General features: G+C 35.2%; 18 protein-coding genes. 6 read left to right on the top strand and 12 right to left on the bottom strand.

All coding sequences use genetic code 11. The annotated features are described in order from the left end of the window. Nucleotides 1-60: 60 nt before the first annotated feature. Complete coding sequence (locus ZPR_RS09575) at nt 61-1,875, top strand: mechanosensitive ion channel family protein (RefSeq protein WP_013071445.1); 1,815 nt, start codon at nt 61-63, stop codon at nt 1,873-1,875. A 125-nt stretch (nt 1,876-2,000) separates the two neighbouring features. Here the strand turns inward: ZPR_RS09575 and ZPR_RS09570 are convergent, their stop codons facing one another. The 7 genes from ZPR_RS09570 to corA form a co-directional block, all read right to left on the bottom strand. Next, nucleotides 2,001-2,801 carry a universal stress protein gene (locus tag ZPR_RS09570; RefSeq protein ID WP_013071444.1) on the bottom strand — a complete coding sequence of 267 codons (801 nt, stop codon included), beginning with the start codon at nt 2,799-2,801 and terminating at the stop codon, nt 2,001-2,003. A gap of 162 nt (nt 2,802-2,963) precedes the next feature. After that, nucleotides 2,964-4,010: a response regulator gene (locus tag ZPR_RS09565; RefSeq protein ID WP_013071443.1), complete on the bottom strand. Its 1,047-nt coding sequence runs from the start codon at nt 4,008-4,010 to the stop codon at nt 2,964-2,966. Nucleotides 4,011-4,144: 134 nt separating this feature from the next. After that, on the bottom strand, nt 4,145-5,368 hold the full coding sequence (locus ZPR_RS09560; RefSeq protein WP_041578819.1) for a PAS domain-containing sensor histidine kinase: 1,224 nt from the start codon (nt 5,366-5,368) through the stop codon (nt 4,145-4,147). A gap of 162 nt (nt 5,369-5,530) precedes the next feature. Then, nucleotides 5,531-5,968 carry a cold-shock protein gene (locus tag ZPR_RS09555; protein ID WP_013071441.1) on the bottom strand — a complete coding sequence of 146 codons (438 nt, stop codon included), beginning with the start codon at nt 5,966-5,968 and terminating at the stop codon, nt 5,531-5,533. A 937-nt stretch (nt 5,969-6,905) separates the two neighbouring features. After that, on the bottom strand, nt 6,906-7,070 hold the full coding sequence (locus tag ZPR_RS23385) for a hypothetical protein (protein WP_013071440.1): 165 nt from the start codon (nt 7,068-7,070) through the stop codon (nt 6,906-6,908). A gap of 9 nt (nt 7,071-7,079) precedes the next feature. Continuing rightward, on the bottom strand, nt 7,080-8,255 hold the full coding sequence (locus ZPR_RS09545) for a lactonase family protein (RefSeq protein ID WP_013071439.1): 1,176 nt from the start codon (nt 8,253-8,255) through the stop codon (nt 7,080-7,082). 31 nt (nt 8,256-8,286) lie between these two features. Continuing rightward, nucleotides 8,287-9,375 (bottom strand): magnesium/cobalt transporter CorA, encoded by a 1,089-nt coding sequence (gene corA / locus ZPR_RS09540; RefSeq protein ID WP_013071438.1) that lies wholly within the window; start codon nt 9,373-9,375, stop codon nt 8,287-8,289. A gap of 99 nt (nt 9,376-9,474) precedes the next feature. Between corA and recQ the strand changes: the two genes are divergently transcribed. Beyond that, on the top strand, nt 9,475-11,583 hold the full coding sequence (gene recQ / locus ZPR_RS09535; RefSeq protein WP_013071437.1) for a DNA helicase RecQ: 2,109 nt from the start codon (nt 9,475-9,477) through the stop codon (nt 11,581-11,583). A gap of 2 nt (nt 11,584-11,585) precedes the next feature. Here the strand turns inward: recQ and truA are convergent, their stop codons facing one another. Then, on the bottom strand, nt 11,586-12,374 hold the full coding sequence (gene truA, locus ZPR_RS09530; protein WP_013071436.1) for a tRNA pseudouridine(38-40) synthase TruA: 789 nt from the start codon (nt 12,372-12,374) through the stop codon (nt 11,586-11,588). A gap of 172 nt (nt 12,375-12,546) precedes the next feature. On the opposite strand from truA, the gene ZPR_RS09525 reads away from it, so the two are divergent. Together ZPR_RS09525 and ZPR_RS09520 are read left to right on the top strand one after the other, a co-directional pair. After that, nucleotides 12,547-13,419: a DUF1853 family protein gene (locus ZPR_RS09525; RefSeq protein ID WP_013071435.1), complete on the top strand. Its 873-nt coding sequence runs from the start codon at nt 12,547-12,549 to the stop codon at nt 13,417-13,419. Nucleotides 13,420-13,801: 382 nt separating this feature from the next. Then, entirely contained in the window at nt 13,802-14,689 is an 888-nt protein-coding gene (locus ZPR_RS09520; RefSeq protein ID WP_041578818.1) for a cation diffusion facilitator family transporter, read from the top strand. A gap of 98 nt (nt 14,690-14,787) precedes the next feature. On the opposite strand, the gene ZPR_RS09515 is transcribed toward ZPR_RS09520, so the two are convergent. Beyond that, a complete protein-coding gene (locus ZPR_RS09515) occupies nt 14,788-15,195 on the bottom strand; it encodes a tautomerase family protein (protein ID WP_041578817.1) in 408 nt (135 codons plus the stop codon). A 370-nt stretch (nt 15,196-15,565) separates the two neighbouring features. Here ZPR_RS09515 and ZPR_RS09510 point away from each other — a divergent pair, with 370 nt between their 5' ends. After that, the gene (locus ZPR_RS09510; RefSeq protein ID WP_013071432.1) at nt 15,566-16,306 is read left to right on the top strand and encodes an NYN domain-containing protein; all 741 of its coding nucleotides are present in this window, start codon (nt 15,566-15,568) and stop codon (nt 16,304-16,306) included. Between the two features lie 81 nt (nt 16,307-16,387). After that, on the top strand, nt 16,388-17,242 hold the full coding sequence (locus ZPR_RS09505; RefSeq protein WP_013071431.1) for a pirin family protein: 855 nt from the start codon (nt 16,388-16,390) through the stop codon (nt 17,240-17,242). An 85-nt stretch (nt 17,243-17,327) separates the two neighbouring features. Here the strand turns inward: ZPR_RS09505 and ZPR_RS09500 are convergent, their stop codons facing one another. Genes ZPR_RS09500 through hisF form a run of 3 tightly spaced genes read right to left on the bottom strand, consistent with a single transcriptional unit; the run spans nt 17,328 to nt 19,356 of the window. Next, nucleotides 17,328-17,972: a thiamine diphosphokinase gene (locus ZPR_RS09500; RefSeq protein WP_013071430.1), complete on the bottom strand. Its 645-nt coding sequence runs from the start codon at nt 17,970-17,972 to the stop codon at nt 17,328-17,330. Further along, entirely contained in the window at nt 17,973-18,590 is a 618-nt protein-coding gene (hisIE, locus tag ZPR_RS09495; protein ID WP_013071429.1) for a bifunctional phosphoribosyl-AMP cyclohydrolase/phosphoribosyl-ATP diphosphatase HisIE, read from the bottom strand. Between the two features lie 10 nt (nt 18,591-18,600). Then, nucleotides 18,601-19,356 (bottom strand): imidazole glycerol phosphate synthase subunit HisF, encoded by a 756-nt coding sequence (gene hisF / locus ZPR_RS09490; protein ID WP_013071428.1) that lies wholly within the window; start codon nt 19,354-19,356, stop codon nt 18,601-18,603. Between the last annotated feature and the right edge of the window lie 835 nt (nt 19,357-20,191).

Below are 20,191 nucleotides of genomic sequence, written 5' to 3'. Positions count from 1 at the left end.
GGGATTAAATTTTGTTAAATCTAATTGTTACTGGAGTTTTGGTTTTTGCCTTTTTACTTAATGGCTATCTTTGCCCAGCACAATGACATTGCTATGATTAGTCCTACTTTAAAACGTCCATTGACGATTTGGATCTTTTTATTTTTAAGTCTGAATTTGCCAGTAACTTTAATTAAGAGTAACTATTATCACTTAAATGCACAGGAGAGTAAACCTGAATCCTCTTCCTGGTCTGAAGATCCTCTTGGAAGACAAACCCCACGTGGTACAGCCTCAGGTTTTATTAATGCTGTGGCCGATAAAAATTACCAAAAAGCAGAAGCCTATTTAAATTTTGAAGCTGTAGAAAATCCAGAGGATCACATAGCGATCGTTAAAACTTTAGAAAGTCTACTTAATCAAAATGGCTATTTATACCCTTATTCGTCCATTAGCAGCGATAACACAGGAAAAGCTAATGATGGCTTACCGCCTTCTATCGATCGCGTAGGAATGTTATCTATCAATGGAGAAGAAATGGATCTTACTGTAGAAAAGATTGAAGGAAACGAAAGAGCTCCTATTTGGTTATTTTCAAAAAACACCGTTAAACTTCTACAGGAAATTGACATACGTTCTACCAATACCTCGGGTACTATCGAAGCCTTATTACCAAGTTTCTTAAAGCGATGGAGTTATGGAGGTGCCGTGATTGGCCACTGGATTGCCATGCTCTTAATAGGTATTTTATCCTATCTCATCGCATGGGCAGTGGTATTTATAACCGATAAAATTATAAAGGTCTTCTGGAAATCGGCAAATGAAGAACCGGTTTCTAATATCCTCAAAGCGATTGCTTTCCCGGTACAACTTTTCTTAGCCGTATGGTTATTGGTGTATGCATCTAATCAACTGGGCATCTCTATCGTAGTACGGCAAAAATTTAGCTGGTTACCGGTGATATGCAGTATTATAGCCCTTTCACTTATACTTTGGCGGGTCACACAGTTTTTAACTGATTTTAGCCAAAAGAAAATGAATCTAAGAGGAAATGTATCTGGTGTTTCTGTGATCCTCTTTTTAAATAGGGCTGCAAAAATTGCAATCGTCGTTTTTGGTATCATTGCCATTTTAGATGCCGTTGGCGTAGATGTGACTACTGGACTTGCCGCTTTGGGTATTGGTGGTATTGCTTTAGCTTTGGGAGCACAAAAAACAGTTGAAAATTTTGTAGGTAGTGTAACGGTAATTGCAGATCAACCGGTAAGGGTTGGCGATTTTTGTAAAGTTGGGAATACTATAGGAACCATAGAAAATATTGGTATGCGATCTACACGAATTAGAACGTTAAACCGAACAATAGTTACCATTCCCAATGGACAGTTTTCTTCTAGTGAAATAGAAAATTATGCGCATCGCGACCGCTTTAGGTTTTATCATGTTTTTGAATTAAGATACGAAACTACTCCAGATCAAATACGCTATCTACTGGTAGAGCTTAGAAAGATACTTTATGCGCATCCAAAAGTAAATCCCGATCCTGCAAGAGTACGTTTTACCACTTTAGCAGCGCATTCTATCAATATTGAAATCTTTGCATTTATTATGGTGCCAGAATACAATGATTTTCTGGAGGTACAGGAAGATATCCTTCTTAGAATGATGGATGTTGTGGAAACCAGTGGCTCTGGTTTTGCTTTCCCGTCTCAAACGGTATACTTATCAAGGGACAAAGGTTTATCCAAAGAAAAATCAGAGGAAGCAGCGAAAACCGTAGAAGACTGGAAAATCAAAAATGATTTACAGATCCCTAAATTTACTTCAGAAAAAATAGAAGAGTTAAAAGATAGTCTTACTTATCCTCCTGCCGGGACTTCACATACCTCCGATAATTAAAAATCTTAAGAAAATGTAGACTGCGGTATAAATTGATAAGACCCTACCGCCCTATCTAACATCGTGATCCCGATAGCTCTTATCGGGACAAAGACACAGCATTTAATATCGATCATCGAGTACACTTATTCATGCAGTACAAAAAACGGAATCTTCTTGAAATACTTTGGGGCTTCAGAAACAGGATAAAATAATAATTGATCAAAAAAATTAAGATTCTTTCCCATCATCATTATAAGCTGTACTTCCTTGCTTTTTATAAATAGCTGCAGGGCATCTTCTAGAGAATCATTAATACTGTAATAAAAGCCATGATGAATATCAGACAATTGTTCCTTTAAAAAATCTCTGTTTGATTTTTGCGAATCTGTAAGGGCTTCGGGTTTCTTAGCATAGTAAAGTACTTTAAGTTTAGACTGATGGCAATTGCTTATAAGCTTTAGGCCTCGTAAAATTTTGGTTTTATAGGTAACATAAAAATCGGTGGGGAAAGCTATATTTTCAGGTTTTTTATAAGTAGCTTCTTCTGGAACTACTAAAATTGGGCATTTTATACGTGAAATTACGGCTGTACTATTTTTTCCAACCAGGGATTGCTGATTTAAATTAGCGCCACGGGTTCCCATAATGACAAGATGAATTTTACCGTCTTCAATTATTTTTCTTATCCCCGAAATAAATGAGGTTTGCTGTATAGAAAAAGAAAATTTATGAAATTTAGGATGGGCTATTTTCCGTAGTCGGGTTAAAAAGGCCTGAACTTCAGTTAAAGCCTTTTTATTATTAAATTCTACATCTGTTCCAGTTTCATCTAAAATATGGGAAACGTGAAAATGAACCTCACTCTGACTGAAAAAATTAACGCCATAAACCATTGCATTCCAGGAATTTTCTGAAAAATCTGTTGGTAAAAGAATATTAATCATCGCTCCATTTTTTTTGCAATGTTAATATTGTTTAACCCGCAAAAATATGACTAGCGTCAGTTTTATGGAAACTCCTTAATAATTAACAACTTAAACCTCTTTTTTTAGTGATATAGCCAAAACTTTATCAGAAGTGCAAATTGGTCATTTTAAGGGATTTTTTTAGTCTACTAATTCTAACCTATGAAGGTCTAAAACCCTAATAACCCTACCTTCAATCTCGATTAAGCCTTCTTTTTTAAAAGCAGAAAGTGTTCTTATTAAAGTCTCAATAGCGATCCCGGCAACACTGGCTAAATCTGATCTGGTAATTCTTATATCTTCTTGTGATTTCTTGCCTAAAATTTCAGCAAACTGAAGAATCGTTTGTGCGGTCTTTTTTCGTACCGTACTATAAGCCATAATCAGTAATTGCTGTTTTATTACCGATAAGTTATCGGTAAGCATATTTATTAACTCCAAAGACACATTGCGATTTTGCTCTAAAATCTCTTTTAGCTTATATTTTAAAATCTTTACAAGCTTAGTGTCTTTTACAGCTACAGCCGATTCCTGGTGCGGGTAATTCTCGGCTAAAGAGGTAAAGCCCAGAAAATCATCCGGTTTATATAATCCTGTAACCAGCTCTTTTCCCTCTTCGTCCCTCTGAAAAGTTTTTATGGTTCCTTCCAGTATAAGATAAACGTAATTGGAATGGTCTCCCACTTCAAAAATGCTATCCTTTGCTTTGAATTCTTCAACTTCCCCCTCATCATCAAAGAAATTCTTCAGTTCGTTTAAATTACGAATATCGCCTTCGGCAGGATCTTTTTTAGAAGACTCTGCAACAAAAACCTGAGATACCAAATTGGCCTTTTTCAATCTGGTTTCTATCACCTCAACCAGTTCATTCTCATCAAAAGGTTTGGTAAGATAATCGTCTGCTCCCATATTCATTCCCATTCTTATTTCCTTATGCTCTGTTTTCGCGGAAAGAAATATAAAAGGAATATGATGCGTTTTGGTATTAGAGGATAAACTTTGCAATACACCATAACCATCTACCTCTGGCATCATAATATCACAAATAATAATATCAGGAATATGCTCTATGGCCTTTTCAATTCCTATTTTACCGTTTGGTGCAGTAATGACTTCGTAGTCCTGTAATTCTAAAATTTCAGCGGTATTCTCACGTAACACCATATCATCTTCTATAAGAAGTATCATAGTTTTTGGGGTTTATTTTTCTTGATAATCGAGATTCAATATTTAAGTTCAATCACAATAGCCAACGGGATCGGGAGACCTCAAAATAAAAATAATTTTCTAATAAATGCCTCATAGACTTGTTTTGAGGTAGTTTACTTTTTTGGAATTTGTATATGAAAGGTACTTCCCAGGTGCTGTTTACTTTTAAAACTAATGCTTCCTCCCACGTTTTCCAAATGACTTTTGATGATGTTTAAACCAATACCTGTACCTTGATTAGTTAGCGCATTCTCTGCTCTAAAATAACGATTAAAAATATATTTTTGTTCGTTTTCAGGAATCCCTATTCCCTGATCCTTTATACAAACGTGAACCATTTCACCTTCCTCATAGGCTTCAACTTCAATAACGGAATGCTCTGGTGAATATTTTATGGCGTTATTGATAAGGTTACTTAAAATAAGCTCTAAAATCTTTTCATCAAAATATAAAACGATATCATCAATTTGCTTTGGATACAGGATTTCCTGCCCTTCCTTTAGTAACATATTAGCATCATAAATGACTTCGTTAAGGGTTTTGGTAAGTGGAAAATAGGAATATTTATAGGATACTTTTCCGGTCTCCAAACGCTCTACAGATAAAAAATCATCTAAAATATTATTAAGGTACTTTACTTTCCCTGTGATGGTTTTTAAATGCTTTTCTCTCTTCTGCTGTTGCTCGCTCTCGGTATATTTTCCAATAAGAGTGGTAGAGGTTAATATCCCGGTTAAAGGAGTTTTAAACTCATGTGATACCATCGAGAGGAATTTGGTCTTTAATTCGTTTAATTCCCGCTCTTTACGTAAGGATTCTTTTATCTTATTCTCGGCAGCCTTTCTTTTAATCACTTCATCCTCTAAATCTTCTACCGCTTTTTGTAATTCGCTGGTACGCTGCTCAATCCTCGACTCTAACTGGGTATTAAGCATTAAAATTTCACGTTCCTGATTTTTACGAAGTGTAATATCAATTACCATAGCCATTACATAGTGATCATCCTCTAACTTAAAAGGATTAAGCCCTACCTCTACAGGAAAATTGGTTCCATCTTTTCTTGTTCCAAAAAGGTCCCTACCCTGCCCCATTTGTCGCGGACTCACATGCTGCAAGAATTTCTCCATGTGTACATGATGAATCGCATGTTTTTTCTTTGGAATTAAAATGTCAAGATGTTTTCCTTTTAATTCTCCTTCATCATAACCAAAAATAGTATTAGCTGATTCATTGGAGGCCACAATAATCTGATTGGTATCTACAACTATAATCCCTTCGGAAACCGCATTAAATAAAACACCAAACGTTTGCTTGTTTATCGCTTCGAAATTCTTCATACCCAAAAATAGGTATTTCATAGGAAGAATACTCGCATATACTAATAAAACCAGCGCAGAGAGGCATCAATTTGATGAAATAAAACCTGCTTCAGTATTACCCAAAAAAAATGGCTTTACGAAAAATCGCAAAGCCATTTAAAATTATATGTTTATGCTACTTTAGTCTAAAACTTCTACTGAAGTAGCCTGAAATCCCTTTGGAGAACGTTCTTTTCTATAACTCACTTTCATTCGTTCTGATAAAGGTTTAACGGAATCCTGATGATGTACAAAAATATTATCCCCAGAAATATCATCCTTTATAAAACCAAAGCCTTTATTTTCAAAAAACGAGATTACCACTCCGGTATCCCTTGTATCTGTTTTAGTCTCTCTTTGATAATTCAGATCAATATCCTCTGCACTAACCTCAACTTTGTGCTGCTCGTCCGGCGGCGTATCCGTAAGGTTTCCATTCGCATCAACATACGCAATCATATCTTCAAAGCTTTTACCCTTATCATTTTCCTGTTTGCGCTCTTCTCTGCGTTGTGCTTTTAATTTCTTTTTTAATAATTTCTTTTTTTCTTTTTGTCTTTTAGAAAAAGTGTCTGCCATATATTAATTTAGATTATTATTCTTTTTACTGCTGAAATAATTAAAACATCAGCAAAACTTTCTGAAGTTATTAATCAATAATCATTCGATCATATTCTATTAAAATCGGTCGCAAATAATAATAAACAAAGGCTTTACAGCGCTAAGAAACTTTCTGTGATCGATTTAAAATCTTGATTATTGATTAATCTGTAATTGCCCGTTGTGCTAAAATAAAAGTAAATAGGTTAGAAAAAATCGGGCAAAAACCATCGAAATATGTACAAATTTACGATAAATTATCGAGAAAAGCAGTCTTTTGAGGATCTTTATTAACTATGAGGATGATAATCCGGATAAGTAATATCCATTAAAAAGTTAGGTATAGGGTTATAAAAAAGAAAGGATGCAGTTCCTTACAACTCCATCCCAGGCTAATTCTTTCTTGGTAAAATTAAAAAGGGGGTGTGACTATCATTTCAGAATTGCCCCCTCTTTTTCATATCAATTATTTACGACAAATATAAATTTATGAATTATATTTTATAACCTATCCAATATTAACAAATTAATAATAATTCATTTCTAAATTATTAAATACATAAAATTAAAAATCGCATTAAATAGAAAGGAAAACAAAAAAGCCTTAGTGGTTAGCTAAGGCTTTTTCTGTGTCGCTTTAAGTTGGAAATTATAAGGTTTGGTTAATCGCGACCATAAAATCAACCTAATTTTTTCAATGAGTTTTATAAAGATCCAGCATAAAAGTAATTTTAAAATAACTCCATTTTATAAATTTTATTGCCAATACCATACCATTTTTTAATAAAAAAAACTTTTTAGAAGATCTATGTATACGGATCTCATACCGGGTTGGGGTTAGGATTGGATTATGGCATATCATGCTTTATTACTTGACTAAATCGAACAAAAAAACCGGCAATTGGCCGGTTTTATTTTAATCTCTTGTTTTAGTGCGCTTAGTTTTACCGGTGATCGCCCAAAGCAAACCTATTCCCATTAAAATTCCTGCGAAAAAATAGACTTCAGTATGTCGTAAAAAAAAGGTAAGCACCAGTCCTACAATTAAAAAAATAACTCCAACAATTCTAATTTTATTCATTGTAAGGGACTATTTTAAAAATTCAATACATACCGGGGTGGGTACAGCGGTGGGTTTTCCAATAGCATCCAACTCTCCGGTTGCTGAATTTACTTTATAAGCTTGTATATTTCCTGAATCCTGGTTTGCCGCATATATATATCTGCCGTCTTCGGAAATTGCAAAATTACGTGGTGTTTTACCATTGGTACTGGCATAGCCTTTGTTTTCCAACCCACCACTTTTCTTATCTATTTTGAAAATTGCAATAGTATTGTGACCCCGGTTGGAAGCATATAAATAATCTCCTGAAGGAGAAATATGAATATCAGCGCCACTATTATTTTCTGTAAAATCTTCAGGAATACTGGAAACGGAATTTTGTAAATTTAGTCCCCCATTTTCTTCTACTTTAAAAATGCTTATCGTACTGTTCAGTTCATTCATACTATATGCAAATTTCTGATCTTTACTAAATGTAAAATGTCTTGGACCGGAACCTTCAGGTAAAGAAACCGATTCCTGCTGGTTTTTCTCAAGTGTTTTTCCTTTAGCATCAAAATCATAAATCCAAATTTTATCTGCCCCCAGATCGCAAATATAAACGTGTTTATTATCTGCAGAAATTGAAACCGAATGGGTATGCGACTCCTTTGGATTTGGCATATCAAGTTGTTGGTGTTTTTCTAAACTTCCATCCTGTTGTATGCGATACATCACGACTACTCCACCCATGTAATTAGATACGAAAGCAAATTTATTCGTCTTATCAATTTCGATATGACAGGGAGCAAAAGCCTCTGTAGATACCTTGTCTACTTCTACCAAACTATCATTCTCTTTAACCTGAAAACTATGAATAAATCCAGATGCTGCATCTTTATCACCTAATTCACTTACCGCATATAAATATTTACCATCACTGGTAAGTTTTACAAATGAGGGATTAATCACTTCTGCTACTGTTCTTCCTAAACGAATTTTCCCGGTTTCAGGATTCTGCTGTATCGTTAAAATTCCATTAGCTTTTCCATCAACATGGCCTTCTTTCTTCGTGTAGGTTCCTATAAACGCGGTATTCATATTTGGTATATTTTCCGTATTTTCTGAAGCATCCCCCTCAGCGTTTTCGTCCTTTTCATTTTTACAACTAGTAAACGAAAGACCAGCAATTACAATTGCTACAGCCAATTTTCGATTGATCATTTTATGTTTGATTTAGATTATAGATTTTGGCTTATAGCCATTTTTTACGTTTAAAATAATATAGCATGACAAAGAAAACGATAATCATCACTCCCCAAAGCACAAAATAGCTGTATTTCCATTGTAATTCTGGAATGTATTCGAAATTCATTCCATAGATACCCGCTATAAAAGTAAGAGGGATAAAAATTGAAGCCATAATGGTTAAAACCTTCATTACTTCATTCATCTTATTGCTTATTGTCGTCATATACATATCCATTAAACTCCATATCATCTCTCGATAGATATCGATATTTTCAGAAATCTGAATAATATGATCTACAAGATCCCTTAAATAATTACCGGTAATTTCTTCGATTATGGGGTGGTTAAGTTTTTCTAACCTTCCTAAGACTTCACGTAACGGAAAAACAGCACGTCTTATTCTTACAATCGCTCGCTTTAATTCCTGTATTTCTCTCACCAGATCTTCGTCCTGATCGTTTAGGAAAATCTGATCTTCGAAACCTTCAATCTTTTCGCTAATTTCCTCTACTACGACAAAATAATTATCGATGATTGCATCCAATAAGGCAAACATCAGATAATCTGCCTTTCGGTTTCGGATTCGGCCTTTTTTATGTTCAATTCGCTCCCTTACCCCGTCAAAAACATCGCCGCCGGCTTCCTGAAAGGTTAATATATAATCATCGCCAACAACCAAACTTATATGTTCTATTTGTAACGTACCGTCGCCATTATAATACAGCATTTTGGCAACGATAAAAAAATAATCCTGATATTCATCGATTTTGGGCCGCTGGTTAGTATTGGCTATATCTTCCAAAATTAGCGGGTGAAGATCAAAATATTTACCAAGCTTTTCGATTTCTTCGGTATTATTAAGCCCGTCGATATTAATCCAGGTAACTTTGGATTCATCTTCAAACTTTAAAGCATCCTGGGGATTTTTAGATTTAAAACGCTCATAATGTTCGGCGTTATAATCGATAACATCTAATAAAGTTTCTGTAGACTCCTTATTACCAATATAGGTAACGGTTCCCGGGATTTGGTTAAGCGCCTTGTTAGACTTAGGACGTCGCAGGGAAAGTCGTTTTCTTTTGGTTTTAGCCATAAAAAGTTTTTAAGGTTAAATGTAATAATAATCATTTAATACCCTTGCTTAATTTCATTTTCAGCTTTTACAGACTGCTTTCTTTTTTAACTTTGCAATATGGAGAAACAGCAGTTGCTTAATACACTTAAAGAATATTTTGGTTACGATAGTTTTAGACCTTTACAGGAAAAGATTATCCAGTCTATTTTCGACGGGAAAGACAATCTTGTAATTATGCCAACCGGTGGCGGTAAATCTATATGCTATCAATTACCGGCAATCCTTTTGCCCAAACTAACGATTGTTATCTCTCCGCTCATCGCTTTAATGAAAGACCAGGTAGACGGATTAAAAGCTAATGGCATTAAAGCCGAATTTTTAAATAGTAGTCAGCAGGTAGCAGATCAGGAAAGTATTTTTCAGAAAATCGATAAAAACGAACTGAAATTACTGTATGTGGCTCCTGAGAGTTTACAGATCTTAGATCGATTTTTAACCGAAGAAAATATAAGTTTAATAGCCATTGACGAAGCTCACTGTATTTCTAGCTGGGGGCACGATTTTAGACCGGCCTATACACAACTTGGGTATTTAAAAAAAAGGTTTTCTAATACTCCCATAATAGCATTAACCGCCACGGCCGATAAAGCCACCAGACACGATATTTGCCAGCAATTAAATATCCCTGATGCCAAAAAACATATTTCTTCTTTCGACCGTAAAAATTTAAGTCTCGAAGTTCGTCAGGGCATCAAACGATTCGAACAGATTATAAAATTCATAAAAAGCAGACCTAGCGAAAGTGGAATCATTTATTGCCTTAGCCGAAAAAACACTGAAGAACTCGCCGAAAAACTTCAGCAAAAAGGTTTAGATGCAAAAGCCTATCATGCAGGTCTAAAACATGAAGAACGGGAAAGCATACAGGACGATTTCATCAACGATAAGACCGAAATTATTTGTGCAACCGTGGCCTTTGGGATGGGTATTGATAAATCGAATATTCGTTGGGTTATTCATTACAATATGCCAAAAAACCTGGAGGGCTATTATCAGGAAATTGGCCGTGCCGGTCGTGATGGGCTGTCCTCAGACACCTTACTATTTCATAGTTATGCTGATGTGGTACAATTGCAACGCTTTGCCGAAAACACGAAAAATAAAGACATTCAGGTAGCCAAGTTAGACCGCATGAAACAGTATGCGGAGGCGCTTACCTGCCGCCGAAAAATTTTACTAAGTTATTTTGGTGAAATTAAACAAGAGAATTGTGGCAATTGTGATATTTGTAAAAATCCGCCTCAGTTTTTCGATGGTACTGTTGCCTCCCAAAAAGCCTTATCCTGCATCTACCGCTTAAAAGGAAAAGAGCCCATCACTACCGTCGTAGATGTTTTACGCGGTAGCCAGAATGAACAAACACTGTCCAAAAATTATAACCGTCTAAAAACCTATGGTATTGGTAAGGATATCTCCTGGAATAACTGGCAGCAATATATCCTACAGCTTATTAATTTAGGATATGCTGAAATTGCTTTTCATCAGGGAAATGCCTTGAAATTAACCAAACACGCTAAAGACGTACTTTTTGAAGGAAAAAAGGTACATTTAGCTAAAGTTCCCGACCGTAAATTGCAAGCAGCAGCCGAAAATAACGCTTCAGAAAAGGTTGCTGTTGAAAATTCACTTTTCGAAAAATTAAGGCAACTTAGGCTCGATATCGCAAGGGAAGAAGAAATACCGGCTTATCTTATTTTTAATGATGCTACACTAAAAGAGATGGAGCGCGCACGCCCCATGACCGATGATGATTTTATGCTGATTAACGGAGTGGGACGAAAGAAAATGGAAGAATATGGTTATCGCTTTATCAAGGAGATCATTGCATTTTCAAAGCAAAAAAGAACCCGCAAAAAGCAGAAAAAAGGAAAAACTTATAAAATTACGGGCGAAATGTATGCTAAAGGCAAAACACCCGAAGAAATTGCCAAAGAGCGGGAACTTTCTGAAATAACGATTATGTCGCACCTGCTAAAACTCTATGATGAAGGGGAGTCTATAGATTTAAATCAATTTATTGGAAAAGCCGATCTTGACGCAGTTAGGAAAGCTAAAAAAACACTCGGTGATCCTGATAAATTAAAGCCTTATTTCGAGCATTTTGAAGAAGCGATTCCGTACAACGCCATAAAAATTGCACTTAAAATTATCGAAAATGAACAGTAATCTTAGTCAAAATGTATATCGTTGAGTATTAATCCGCTTGCGGGAGCACTGTAATCCATTTGCAGATGCTCATTCCCTTCTTTAAGGCTCTGCTCGATATCCCCTAACGAAAATTCACCACGCCCTAGCTGAATCATTGCACCCATCATTAAACGTACCTGATGGCGTAAAAAGCCTTTCCCATGTACATGAAAAATATATGATTTCTTCGGAAAGAAATTTGCGGTATACAGTTTATTTTCTACAATTTCAGCTTTTAAAATTTCACGTTCAAATGTGCTTTTTTCTGAAACACGAACGCAATAATTCCTGAAATTATGGGTACCGTTAAAGAGCTGTGCCCCTTTTTTCATCTTATCAATATCCAAATCGAACTGAAAATTTGCCATAAACGGCGCACAAAACGGATGGTTTTTACTTCCAAAAGAAAATAAATAGGCGTATTCTTTAATTTTGGAATGCTGAATGATATTGAAATTTGCCCCCACCTCTTCAATATCGGTAACCCGTATATCCTGTGGTAAATTCAGATTAAAAAGCGCTAAAAAATCCTCAAGATTCTCTAACGGCTGCTCATCTACAAAAAGTTCGAATGCAGATCCGTTGGAAGAAACCATGGCATCAGTACGGCTACAACCCAAAACTTTATACCTTGTCTCTGGCATCACATAGCGCAAGGTTTTGGTAATCAACCCCTCAACCGTTTTAAAGTTAGGCTGCTTTTGCCAACCATGTAAGCGATAACCTAAATATTGAACTTTTATAAGATAGTAATAACGTACTCTCTGCATTTTTTGATTTTGCCCAAAAATAGCAGAGTTTACCAGATTAGCCTAAGAATTGATTTTAAAACAACGAGCAATTCTCTTATTTTGCAGGCTGGAAAGTATTTAAAGCGTATGATTACAGCTACGCACAAGCTTTACTAAATTATTCCTATTTTTAGGGAAACATGGACTTTTTATGTCTTCTGTATTCAACTTTTCTAAGAATTCAGCTAAAAATCGTAGTACTATTACAATATTAGACGAAATAACCGGATTCCTAAATACGCCAAATTTATGGTGGTCAAAAAAACTATTCGATTTGGAGGCTTTTGAGCTACCGGCTAAGATCAAAATTATTAAAAACGAGATCTTGCTTCAGGAAAATCTAGAGCATATTTTTGTGCTGGGTAAGCGGGTAGAACGGTTTTTTGAGTACCAAATTCGGCATTCAGAGCATTATGACTTAAAAATCAGTAATCTACAGGTGATTGCAAATAAGCAAACCCTGGGGGAACTGGATTTTATTGTGGAAGAAAAAAATACCAGACAACTTATTCATATAGAACTGGTATACAAATTCTATGTTTATGACCCTGGTTTTAAAGAAGAATTGGCCAGATGGATTGGCCCTAATCGCAAAGATTCATTACTTGAAAAAGTAAATAGGCTTAAAACTAAACAACTCCCCCTACTTCAAAAAAAAGCTACTCAGCAAATTTTAAATGGTTATCATATTTCTACAACATCGATAGAACAGCAGGTTTGTTATAAAGCCAGCTTATTTATTCCCAGAAATTTAAAAAACAAAAACTTCTTATCAATAAATAATGATTGCATTGTTGGATTCTGGATTCATTTTGAAGAGTTTACGGCAAAACAATTTGATCAGGCTCAATTTTATAGTCCCGGCAAACAGTTTTGGCCGGTAGATCCCTCCAAAAATGAGCTTTGGTTTTCGTATTCCAAAATATTTCCACAAATCGAATCCTTTATCCAGCAACAAAGATCTCCGCTGGTGTGGATGAAATCAGGTGAACAATATGAAAAGTTTTTTATTGTGTGGTGGTAGAGAGTTGTGTGTTGAAAGTTGAAAGTTGAAAGTTTGAAAGTTCAAGATTTAAGATTTAAGATTTTACGGTTCGATGAAAAGGGGAAATCAATTTTTGAATCAATTCATTTTATCTTCTTGCTCTACGCTTACTGCTTATTGATTCTAGCACCTAGAGTCTCTTCTATATATTGTAACTTCAGTCTAGCTTCGGTAAATTTATTTTTTGTCGTAAGCACTCAGCCATTGGTAGTTAAAAGTTCAAGTTAGAAAGTTGTATTATTTAATTTTTAAATGAATACATTTTCCAATTACTAGCAATCCCTTCCTCACTGAAAAAAAATCAAAAAAAGCGTATTAATTTTTCCGCTAGCTTGTAACTTTGCCATCCTATTTTTCAGAAATGCGCGAAAAAGTAAAAGAGGCCATAAAAACATCATATTTAAGTATAGCCGGTAATGGTTTTCTTGCTTTAGGAAAATTTCTGGCTGGTTTTTTTGGTAATTCTTATGCCTTAATCGCTGATGCCATAGAATCTACCGCAGATGTTTTTTCTTCATTCCTGGTACTTGTGGGACTTCGATATGCTGCAAAACCAGCAGACGAAAATCATCCCTACGGTCATGGCCGTGTAGAACCGCTTATCACTTTTGCCGTTGTTGGGTTTTTGATCGTTTCGGCCACAGTAATCGCTTACGAAAGTATTGAAAATATACGCACTCCCCATCAGATTCCAGAGCCTTATACTTTAATCGTCCTGGTAATTATTATTGGTATTAAAGAGTTTTTCTACCGATTTGTTTCTAAAAAAAGTGATGAGACCAATAGCTCTTCTTTAAAAGCAGATGCCTGGCATCATCGCAGCGATGCTATCACTTCTTTTACCGCTTTTGTTGGTATTTCCATCGCTTTAGTTATGGGGGATGGTTATGAAAGTGCTGACGATTGGGCAGCCTTGCTAGCTTCAGGATTTATTTTATTCAATGCCTATCTTATCTTAAGACCCGCCCTGGGTGAGATTATGGATGAACATATGTATGACGACCTTATAGAAGACATTCGCAAATCGGCATATAGTGTAAAAGGAGTTTTAGATACTGAAAAATGTTTTGTACGTAAAACAGGAATGACCTTTCATGTCGACCTTCATATTAACGTAGACGGAGCAAAAACAGTAAAAGAAGGCCATGATATAGCACATCAGGTGAAAGATCAAATGCTACATGACTTGCCTGAAATTGCAGATGTATTGATTCACGTAGAACCGCTGGATCCAAATCTAATCCTTTAAAATCTTTTGTAGGAATTTTTTACAACTTTCCAGTACATAAATTATGCTTCAAAAAAAGCTATTTGATAATAGAACAGTATAATTTAAACTATTTTCAATTAGGACTTGTCATCTTTGGGTAACTCTCCAGACAAATATTGGGTTTCTCCAAAGCCAAAACTCCAATCTACATCTGTATTGGTCATAACTGAAATCAAAAGATCTTTAGGATCTAAATTGCAATTTTCTTGTAATTTTTTCGATAATAATTTATAGAATTTATTTTTGTTGATCGTAGCCCTTGGACTTGTAAATACCTGAATTACGATAGCTTCTTCACTACGTTCAAAACCTAAACCCGTATCAAGCAAAATCATCCTTCCTGGTTTATGCTCAGTAACTATTTGGTATCGATCCCTGATCGGAACACTAAAAGCTTCAACAGAACAATCCTGAACTGTATCCATAATATTTTTAATCTCTTTGTCTGATCTTCCTTCAGTCAAGTCTATTCTTATGAGTGGCATTTTAACTATGTATTAAATTACTATATTGAAGCCTATTTTCTATTTTAACCAAATAACCTACGCAAAATAATAGGAATTAAAACAAAACACTGAATATGTACAGGTAATTTTTTGTTAAACACTTTTAATTCAGCTTTAATTGAATTGATAAAACCGGCAATATCATGGCTTCTTCAAACAATGTATTTAATTGAAAAATTGTAATTTCAGAAACCGTAAACTGAGTAATTAATCACAAGTATAGTATTAACCTAACTCAACTTGCCATGTTAAGACCTCCTACCGTTAAAAGTTTCTAAAATTATCCATGTAATATTGAAATCAAATTTACCTTTCTTTTAAAACTTTATCTTTACCTAAAATTTATTTCATGGATCATAATTTAGCTGTCCTTATTGACGGGGACAACATACCTTCAGCATACGTAAAAGAAATGATGGAAGAAATCGCCAAACACGGCAATCCTACCATTAAAAGAATTTATGGTGACTGGACCAATCCCCATCTTTCTAAATGGAAGTCTGTATTACTAGAAAATGCTATTAGCCCAATTCAACAATACGGTTATACGCAAGGTAAAAATGCTACAGATTCTGCTATGATTATCGATGCCATGGATATTCTATATTCTAATAAAGTAGATGGTTTTTGCCTGGTAAGCAGTGATAGTGATTTTACCAGATTGGCAACGCGATTAAGAGAAGCCGGGAAAAGGGTTATAGGCATTGGTGAAAAGAAAACACCCGATCCATTTATTGTTGCCTGTGACCGGTTTATCTATCTTGAAATTCTAAAAACCAAAGACAAAGAAGAGCAGCCTGAAGTAGTTAAAGGCAAACCCAATAAAAAACAAAGCGTAGATCGCTTAACTCCTAGAGTAATCAATTTTATCGCTAATACCATTTCAGATGTTGCTGATGATGACGGATGGGCTTTTATGGGTGATGTAGGAAGTTTATTGCAAAAAAAGCAACCTAATTTTGATTCGCGTAACTACGGTTATCAAAAACTTACTCCTATGATTGCTTCTATAGACCAGTTTGAAATAGAATCCCGCGAAAACAACAATAACAGCAAATTCAAACTTATTTTTGTTCGTAATAAGGAGTAGCGCTAACTTTTATGTTAGCTAATTTGAAAATCGAAATTGCTTAAAAATCCAGAGCTTTTTCTAATTTAGAGCAAAAATAATATGCGAAGCATTAAGAAAATACATCAGGCAGAATGGCGACCAATTGGTGATTTGATCACTTATTCACCAATACCTACGGCAAGCTTGCAAATGATTGATCCTTTTATCTTTCTAAATCACCACGGTCCACAGGTATATCCTGAAAATAATAACGGACTCCCATTTGGGCCTCATCCTCATCGAGGTATGGAAACCGTTACGTTTATTCTGGATGGCGATATCGCGCATAAAGATTCTGGCGGACATAAAAGCGTAATAGAAAGTGGTGGTGTGCAATGGATGACTGCAGGAAGCGGACTAATTCATGCAGAGGTTTCTTCGGAAGAATTTAAAAAGAAGGGCGGAGATCTCGAAATCCTTCAGCTTTGGGTAAATCTTCCAGCCAAACATAAAATGGAGACTCCTAAATATATAGGTTTACAGAAAGAAGATATTCCCGTGGCTTTTTCAGAAGATAAAAAAGTTAGCGCTCAGGTCGTTTCCGGAGAATTTCTTGGTACAAAAGGTGCTTTTGAAACTTTTACCGATATTAATCTTTCTACTTTATTTTTTGAAGCGAATTCAAATTTAGAACTTGAAATTCCTGTTTCCCAGAATATTTTCTTTTATGTAATTAAAGGAAACCTGGAAGTAAATGGAAGCGCTATTACAGAAAGACATTTGGTTGAATTCCAAAATGACGATCCAAAACTTCAAATTTCAGCCAAAGAAGAGAGTATTCTTTTATTCGGTTTCGCGACACCTTTTGAAGAACCTGTAGTCGCTCGAGGTCCTTTTGTAATGAACAGTATGCAGGAAATTGAAGAAGCTTACCAGGATTTCCAGGCAGGTAAAATGGGAAGATGGACAGAGTAATAAAATTTTAATGATAAAGGCCGCTTTTTAAAAAGCGGCTTTTCTTTTATTATTGTCCCGTCCTGAAATAAAAAAATAAAAATTCCTAGAGGTTTGTAGATTGCACAAATACTAATAAGTTTCCGCTTTTAAAGCGAATGTGAGCAGTATTCCCGGTAATAGTATTTCGGGTTCCAATTCTGGTCGTAATACTTAAATCTTCGTCATCTAATGGATATTTTACTCCTTTTGAAAAAACACTTTTTGCCTCTGGGAATGGAAAGAGTGAAATAATTTCATCCTTAAAACCGGTAATTTCCATACTGTTTTCAGCAAAAAAATAGAAACCGAAATCATCGAAACAGCGAATCTCGATTTCATTTTTATGTTTCAGCATCGAATTCAGATTCCCTAAAAAATGATCCTGTTCTAAACCACTACATCCATAAACAGCGACACTTTTAAAGCCTTCTTCGATAATAATCTTTAAAATTTTCTCAAAATCGGTGGCGTTTTGATCTGGCGTTTCTACAATTTTAGTTTCGGCATTGATTTCAGAAAGTGCTAAAGAATCAAAATCACCTGAAACCAGATCAGGCTGAATTCCATGTTCTAAAAGCTTAGCATACGCACCATCGGTACAATAAATTTTCTTAAAACCATCCAGCAAAGGCATGGTTTTAGGAAATTGACCGTTAATAAATAAAACAACCTGGGGTTCAAACCTATGCGTTTCCCGGTAAAGCTTCATTTAGTGTCTTTCCTCTAAAACTTTGGCAATATCCTTTAATCCGTAGCCTTTGGCTCTTAAAAGAATCAGGTAGTGAAAAAGTAGATCTGCACTTTCATTAAGAAAAAGATTTTCATCATCGTCTTTCGCTTCAATTACTACCTCAACAGCTTCCTCCCCTACTTTTTGAGCGATTTTATTAATACCCTTATCAAAAAGTGACACTACATATGAGTTTTTATCTTCGCGTAATTCAGGTGCTACTTCACTCATTTTTTTACGCTGAGCGATAATTCCTTCTAATTCTGATAAAAATCCGAATGAAGCCTTATTTTCTTCTCCCCAACAGGTGCCGGTTCCTTTATGACAGGTAGGTCCCTGTGGATTTACCATTACTAAAAGCGTATCATTATCACAATCATTTTTTATAGAGACAAGATGTAAAAAGTTTCCGCTTTCTTCACCCTTTGTCCATAATCGGTTCTTGGTACGACTAAAAAAAGTAACTTTTTTAGTCTCATTGGTTTTTAGATAAGCTTCTTCATTCATATATCCCAACATCAGGACTTTCTTGGTAGTTGCATCCTGAATGATGGCGGGTACTAATCCATCGTTATTTTTATCAAAATCGATATTCATCTTTTCAATTTTATATTCTTACCGGAATTCCTTGTTTTTTAAGTTCTTTTTTAAGTTCCGGAATTTCTATTTCTTTAAAATGAAAAACGCTTGCTGCCAAAGCTGCATCGGCTTTTCCTTCTTTAAATGTATCTACAAAATGCTGAATATTCCCTGCACCACCCGAAGCGATAATTGGGATATTTAGATCTTCAGATAATTTCTTTAGTGCAATATTAGCAAAACCATCTTTAGTACCATCATTATTCATTGATGTAAACAAAATCTCTCCTGCGCCACGCTGTTCCACTTCTTTGGCCCATTCAAATAAATCAAGTTCTGTGGGCACTTTACCACCAACCAGATGAACAATCCACTGCCCGTTTATTTGCTTGGCATCAATCGCCACAGTGATACATTGCGCGCCAAACTTCTGGGAAAGTTCGTTAATTAAATCTGGATTTTTTACTGCAGAGGAGTTTACTGAAACCTTATCGGCACCGTTTTTAAGTAAAATATCTACATCTTCTATAGAAGAAATTCCACCGCCTACCGTAAAAGGTATATTTACCTTTTCTGCTACTCGTAATACAAGGTTTGCCAAAGTTTTACGACGTTCTTCTGTAGCTGAAATATCAAGAAAAACCAGTTCGTCTGCTCCGGTTTCTGCATATTTCGAAGCCAATTCTACCGGATCGCCGGCATCTCTTAAGTCTACAAAATTCACGCCCTTAACGGTTCTTCCGTTTTTAATATCCAGACAGGGAATAATTCTTTTTGTTAGCATTCTTTTGTTTTAAGTTTACAGTGCACGGTATAGCTTATCCCCTTAATCCTGAAGGTGAAACGTTTTCAAATCAAAATTAATCCTAGTTCCTGATTCATAAATTCATTCGTCATATCATCACATCAAATCAACCAACTTCCATAATAATTTTAAAGGCGGAATTTTAGGCTTAATTTATATTTGTTTTTACCATACAACCGGATATATCAACAAAAATAACAACTTTAGAGGGACTGCCCATCATCAAGCAACTAATAAAATTACTTTACTATCGATTATTACCTATACGGCTTAAAGTTTACAGTCAACAGAAAAAGCCATCCGCTTAAAAAGATTCAAAAGAGAAGTTGACAGTTACAACAATTCAAAATTCGACAGTTAAAATTGATTGCCTACTTCCTAATCCCTGGTTCTTTAAGTTTATTTTCTATTCTCTAACTACTAAATTCAAAAAAGCTCTATCGCTATAACTATCGGGATTGTCGAGATGATAATAGCATTCAAAGTTCAAGGTTCAAGGTTCAAAAGTTGTTGTGTCAAGAAATCTGTTTTCAGTATACACTCCTCGATTTACAAGTTTAAAGCAATTCAAAATTTAACATTTAAAATTGATTGCCTACTTCCTAATCCCTGGTTCTTTAAGTCTATTTCCTATTCTCTAATTACTAAGTTCTCAATACTAACTACTACATTCAAAAAAGCTCTATCGCTATAACTTCGGGATTGTTGAAATGATAATAGCATTCAAATTTCAAGGTTCAAAAGTTCAAGGCTCAAAAGTTCAAAGGTTCAAGGTTTAAAAGTTGTGTGTCGAGAAATCTGTTTTCAGTATACA

Source organism: Zunongwangia profunda SM-A87 (assembly GCF_000023465.1).
In the GTDB taxonomy this organism is placed as follows: domain Bacteria; phylum Bacteroidota; class Bacteroidia; order Flavobacteriales; family Flavobacteriaceae; genus Zunongwangia; species Zunongwangia profunda.
This window is presented reverse-complemented; position numbering and strand designations above follow the sequence as displayed.